Below are 5,203 nucleotides of genomic sequence, written 5' to 3'. Positions count from 1 at the left end.
TTTCAGCCTGACGATGTGCCATATTGTAACGGTGCATCAACACATCACACTGATGACGTTCTATCATTTCTAATGCGATGGCTCGATTGTGTGTGGTGACTCCCACATAGCGCACAACTCCAGAGTCCTTCCACAAACGAAGTTCATCAAGCAACACCTGAACCTGGGTCATGTCATCAGCAGGGGAGACATATTCAATAAAAAACACATCCAACTGCTCGACATCTAGGCGATGGCGCACAGAGTCCAAGTAATTGCGTAAAGATTGTATATCTCGGTTTTCACTCCCCGTTGCCACCAAGACTTGCTCACGCTTTGTTAGCAACAAAGATTGTAAGCCACCCAAAAAGTTTTCAGATTCTAAATTGTAAAAGAAAAAGTAATTGATTCCCGCCTCAAATGCCAACAAAACAGTTGCAGCATCCATCGACTGTTGCCCTGCCAAACCGAGAATACTTGCTGGTTGTCCTTGTAGTGTTAATAATTCCACGGTCAACTGTTCGACTTCTTACTTTCAGTGTATAGGAATCATATTTGATTCATGAAAAAGTGTACGAAATAATACGGAAAGAGTTACCTGAGCGATGAACAGCAATAAGAAGTATTAAGTTGGTTGCAAACTAAGGAGATTTGAGAGCTTGGTGAACTGGAGTACAAATTGGATGCATGAATATTCTTAGAGGCTCATCTTTAAACAAAGCCACAAGTTCTATAACTCTGGGAGCAACGTCACATAAACAGGTCTATTTCAAAGGACAATATCTAAAGTAGATTTGGCAGATATGATAGCTAGCATCTGCTCTATATTTATAAGTAGGTGGGTGGAATTAATTATAAGATAGAAAAACTGCTAAATTGGCTTGTTATGCCTTGGTTCTGAGGTTGGCGTGGCTAATGAATTAATAGAGTATGGTATTTCTAAGCAAGATATAGTACTGGCTTATCAGCCTCCTTATATGCGAAAGCTGACAGAATTTGCAGTGGGATAAAGCAAGCGATGCACTCCAATTTTTGGGTGCGATCTAGAGCGATCATCCTCAGATAAAGTTAAGCGAATACTCTCGTAGAGATTTATTTTCAACCAATTATTTAAAACTCCCAAAGCTAAATTCAAGTTACTTTTTATTTTGAATTGCTTAGACTTTAGCTAGAGTTACAATCTCGAGCTGATCCTGATATTTACCCTGTCTTGCTTCATAACTAATAGCGCAGGGTTCGCCTTCTAAAAATAGCAATTGCACCACGCCTTCATTAGCATAGATGCGACAGTCTGCACTGGAAGAATTGGAAAATTCTAAAGTCAGATGACCACGCCATGCAGCTTCAGCAGGTGTTAGATTTGCGATGATTCCACACCTTGCATACGTAGATTTTCCAATGCAAATCACTGTAATATTCTCAGGAACCTCTAGTTTTTCTAAAGCAACCCCAAGTCCATAGCTATGAGCAGGTAAAATAAAGTAACTGCCACTGGCATCTGTATGCAGTGCTGTTGGCTCCAGATTCTGGGGATTAAAGTTTTTGGGATCGACTACAGTTCCGGGGATGTGGCGAAAAATGCGGAACTCAGCGGAAGAAAGGCGTATGTCGTAGCCATAAGAAGATAAACCGTAGCTAATTACAGGTTGAACTGCTACAGACTTATCTTTTTGCACTTTTCGGATTAGGCTTGGCTCAAAGGGTGAAATTAGACCCTGTTGAGCCATTTCAGTAATCCAGATATCGTTTTTAATCACAACTTCACAGCTAATTCAAACCGAATTACTAGGATATCGTGAATTGAGTATTTTGTTTAAGGTCGATAACTCCGGCGGATTTCTGTAATTTGATCTGCCACATCGAGAAGAGATTTAGGCATCTCTGGCCCTGTGAGAATGATATCGACGTGGGGGGGGCGTTTTGCCAAAAACGCTAAAACTTCCGTTTCAGGGATTAAACCAAAGTTAATCGCTAAACTTAACTCATCTAACACTACGAGAGAATACTTACTCTCACACACTACTTGTTGTGTATACTGCCACAGCTTTTGTAAGGCTTGGTTTTCCGTATCGTCTAAATGTGCTGTATCGATACAACGAGGCAAATCACAGCGAATCCAATCTAAATTTTGTCCTAATTGTATGGGTCGATCCTGTCCTTGGCGGATACCCCCTTTGAGGAACTGCACTATTAATACTGGCGTTCCTTGTCCTGCTATTCTCAGTGCTTGAGCCATGACACTCGTAAAAAAGTTGCGATGGGAGCTAGTGAAAACTTGCACTAGTCCTTCTACTGGATATGGTAAGGTAAGGGGTGAATTTATACTTGGAGTTTCTAGCTGGGCAACCATAAGGTAAAGTTCAAAAAATTACAATAAATTAAATGTTTGTGCTGGCGGTACTTATTACAACTCTGCCTGTATAATCTATCTGTTTTTCACAGGTGTGGTGAATTTTGCAAATTGCATTCTTAGTCAAACACTACGTTTGTATTGAAGTCAAGAGTTATTTTGATTTAAATTTTCGTCTTTTCTCGGTCATGAGTTGTCAAAATGAAAACATAAGAGTTACAGTCCCAATTATTCAAAAAGCTAGGTAGAACATCTGAAAATTGCTAAATGTTAGATTTGCTGGTTATTTAGGCAAAACAGACTTAGCTAGTAGTAGATTTGACAGGATGAGGAGTAAATTGTTGTGAGATTGGTGATTCTGGGAGGTTCAGGATCGGGGAAAAGCACTCAAGCACAAAGGCTTTGCAGATACCTTGATATTCCTCTGATTTCCACAGGTGACATTTTACGCTCAGCAATATCTGGCAATCAGCCCCTGCCGGAATTTCGATGGTTGGAAGCCGATCCCCGGACTTCTCTTTCGGTTTACGCTAGCTTGAGTGAACTAGGCTACCACGCACGACCCTATATGCAAAAAGGGGAGTTAGTTCCAGACGAAATGATCGTTGAATTGATCCGAATTCGCCTCAGACAACCAGATATTAATTGCGATTGGGTGTTAGAAGGCTATCCCCGTACTGCCTTCCAAGCTGAAGAATTAGATTTTTTATTGGATGATTTAGGGCAAAAGTTAGATTGGGCAATTTATCTCCAAGTCCCGGAAGCAGTTATGGTTAGTCGATCCTTGGGGCGATCGCTACCAGATGACCAACCAGAAATCGTACAGCGCCGTGTAGAATTATTCTACGATCGCACCATTCCCATCCTAGAATATTACGACCGTCGTCGCTGCTTGTTGACCATCAACGGCGACCAGTCACCAGAGATGGTGCAGCAAAATATTTTGACTCTGCTTTCAGTTCCTTGAAGAGTGCTGAGTGCTGAGTGCTGAGTGGGAGAGTTAGGAGTTAGGAAAAATTCTTGCCAATGCCCAATGCCCAATAACACTAAGGTAATCTTAAGGCAGTATTGTAAAACTTGAGGCAATTCCAATGGCTTGGCAGCGTCCTGACGGTCGGATTTCCTACGAACTACGTCCGATTAGCTTTCACCCCAGTTTCACCCGCTTTGCCCCCGGTTCTGTTCTTGCAAGATGCGGTGATACGCAAGTACTTTGTACTGTTAGCGTTAATAAGGGAGTTCCAAAGTTTCTTGAAGGAACTGGTAAAGGCTGGCTAACTGCTGAGTACCGAATGTTACCATCCGCTACCCAAAAACGCCAAGAAAGGGAATTATTGAAATTATCTGGACGGACGCAAGAAATTCAACGTCTAATTGGACGTAGCTTACGCGCAGCAGTGGATTTTGAGGCACTGGGAGAACGCACGCTGACTGTGGATGCTGATGTGTTGCAAGCAGATGCCGGAACTCGGACAACAGCCATTACAGGCTCCTTTGTGGCTTTGGCTCATGCGATTTCTAAATTATTGCAAGAGGGCGTATTGGAGCGATCGCCTTTATGTGGACAAGTAGCGGCAGTTTCCGTAGGATTACTGGAGGGAGAGCCATTTTTGGATCTAGATTATATCGAAGATGTGGCTGCAACAGTAGATTTTAATGTGGTAATGAATCAGCACCTGGAAATTATTGAAATCCAAGGAACAGCCGAAGAAGCCAGCTTTAGCCGCACTCAGTTAGATCAACTGCTAGATGTCGCCCAAAAAGGAATTCAGGAATTGTTAATTGCCCAACGTGAAGCGATCCCTAACTGGGAAGCGTTGTTTGTGATTAATTAATTTTATTAATTTTTAATAAGAATTAATAAATGTATCCTTTATGGCGTTAATCAACAAAGTATCAAGTAACTGGATGTAAATAAAAATAATCATGAGAGTAGTTAGTACGACTGACTACTGAAAACTTACCGTTGAAGGTGATAAGGAGGTCTACGTTTTTCCAGCTTACTTAATCCACGATGTTAAATGTTTCAAAAGTTAAAAAGGGGAATTGTAATAAGTTCGGTATTGTATTGCCAGAAGCCAGCAATATGATGATGAAACCATGAACAAAACCGTTGAAGTTCTACCGGATCAGCCGGCGCTGGTTGCACGAGCGCTAGAATTAATTCTGTCTAAGTTAGAAACTGCGATTGAGCAGCGTGGGCGCTTTACCATCGCCTTGTCTGGTGGCAGTACACCTAAACCGTTATACGAAGCGATTGCTACTCAGAAACTGCCTTGGGATAAAATTCATATATTCTGGGGAGATGAGCGTTACGTACCACCAGATCACCCCGATAGCAATGAACTGATGACGCGTCGTGCGTGGCTAGATCGCGTTGATATCCCAGCGGCTAACATTCACCCCGTACCAACTTTAGAAGCCAATCCCGAACTGGCTGCTGCCAAGTATGAACAACATCTCAAAGAATTTTTCAATTCTTCTGGGGTGGAGTTTCCCCCCTTGGATGTAGTATTACTAGGAATGGGTGATGATGCACATACTGCATCTTTGTTTCCCCATACAGAGGCTCTTAAAGTACGCGATCGCCTTGTAACTGTGGGTAACAAAGACGGAAACCCCAGGATAAGTTTCACATATCCCTTCATCAACTCTGCTCGTAGCGTGATTTTTCTGGTTGCTGGTGCTAATAAACGACCAGCTTTAGCGCAAGTCTTTGCACCTGTAGCTGATGACTTCACTTACCCATCCCGCTTAATTAAACCCCAAGGAGAACTTTGGTGGCTGCTGGATGCGGCAGCAGGTTTGGAACTTCAACATTAAACTTGGGAATTGGGCATGGAGCATTGGGCATTGAGTTATTCTGCTTGTTTG

The 5,203-nt window shown here is 42.3% G+C and carries 7 protein-coding genes; 4 read left to right on the top strand and 3 right to left on the bottom strand.

From position 1 onward, the window contains the following. The coding region (locus IQ229_RS12060) for an aldo/keto reductase (protein ID WP_194043980.1) at positions 1–490 on the bottom strand (490 nt) is incomplete at its 3' end. Positions 491–887: 397 nt separating this feature from the next. Here IQ229_RS12060 and IQ229_RS12055 point away from each other — a divergent pair. After that, positions 888–989 carry an element excision factor XisI family protein gene (locus tag IQ229_RS12055; RefSeq protein ID WP_322743979.1) on the top strand — a complete coding sequence of 34 codons (102 nt, stop codon included), beginning with the start codon at positions 888–890 and terminating at the stop codon, positions 987–989. 147 nt (positions 990–1,136) lie between these two features. Here IQ229_RS12055 and dcd read toward each other — a convergent pair whose 3' ends face one another. Both dcd and IQ229_RS12045 read right to left on the bottom strand, forming a co-directional pair. Continuing rightward, positions 1,137–1,706, bottom strand: a complete 570-nt coding sequence (dcd, locus tag IQ229_RS12050; protein ID WP_228013411.1) for a dCTP deaminase — start codon at positions 1,704–1,706, stop codon at positions 1,137–1,139. Positions 1,707–1,792: 86 nt separating this feature from the next. Next, positions 1,793–2,329 (bottom strand): P-loop NTPase family protein, encoded by a 537-nt coding sequence (locus IQ229_RS12045; protein ID WP_194043974.1) that lies wholly within the window; start codon positions 2,327–2,329, stop codon positions 1,793–1,795. 343 nt (positions 2,330–2,672) lie between these two features. Between IQ229_RS12045 and IQ229_RS12040 the strand changes: the two genes are divergently transcribed. From IQ229_RS12040 to pgl, 3 genes are all read left to right on the top strand, one after another. Beyond that, on the top strand, positions 2,673–3,296 hold the full coding sequence (locus tag IQ229_RS12040; protein WP_194043972.1) for an adenylate kinase family protein: 624 nt from the start codon (positions 2,673–2,675) through the stop codon (positions 3,294–3,296). Positions 3,297–3,420: 124 nt separating this feature from the next. Beyond that, the gene (rph, locus tag IQ229_RS12035) at positions 3,421–4,164 is read left to right on the top strand and encodes a ribonuclease PH (RefSeq protein ID WP_194043970.1); all 744 of its coding nucleotides are present in this window, start codon (positions 3,421–3,423) and stop codon (positions 4,162–4,164) included. A 265-nt stretch (positions 4,165–4,429) separates the two neighbouring features. Further along, on the top strand, positions 4,430–5,152 hold the full coding sequence (gene pgl / locus IQ229_RS12030) for a 6-phosphogluconolactonase (protein ID WP_194043968.1): 723 nt from the start codon (positions 4,430–4,432) through the stop codon (positions 5,150–5,152). Positions 5,153–5,203 lie beyond the last annotated feature (51 nt).

Source organism: Nostoc cf. edaphicum LEGE 07299 (genome assembly GCF_015207245.1).
Classification (GTDB): Bacteria; Cyanobacteriota; Cyanobacteriia; order Cyanobacteriales; family Nostocaceae; genus Nostoc; species Nostoc edaphicum_B.
The sequence above is the reverse complement of the archived record's forward strand: the minus strand, read 5'-3'. Positions and strand labels throughout refer to the sequence as shown.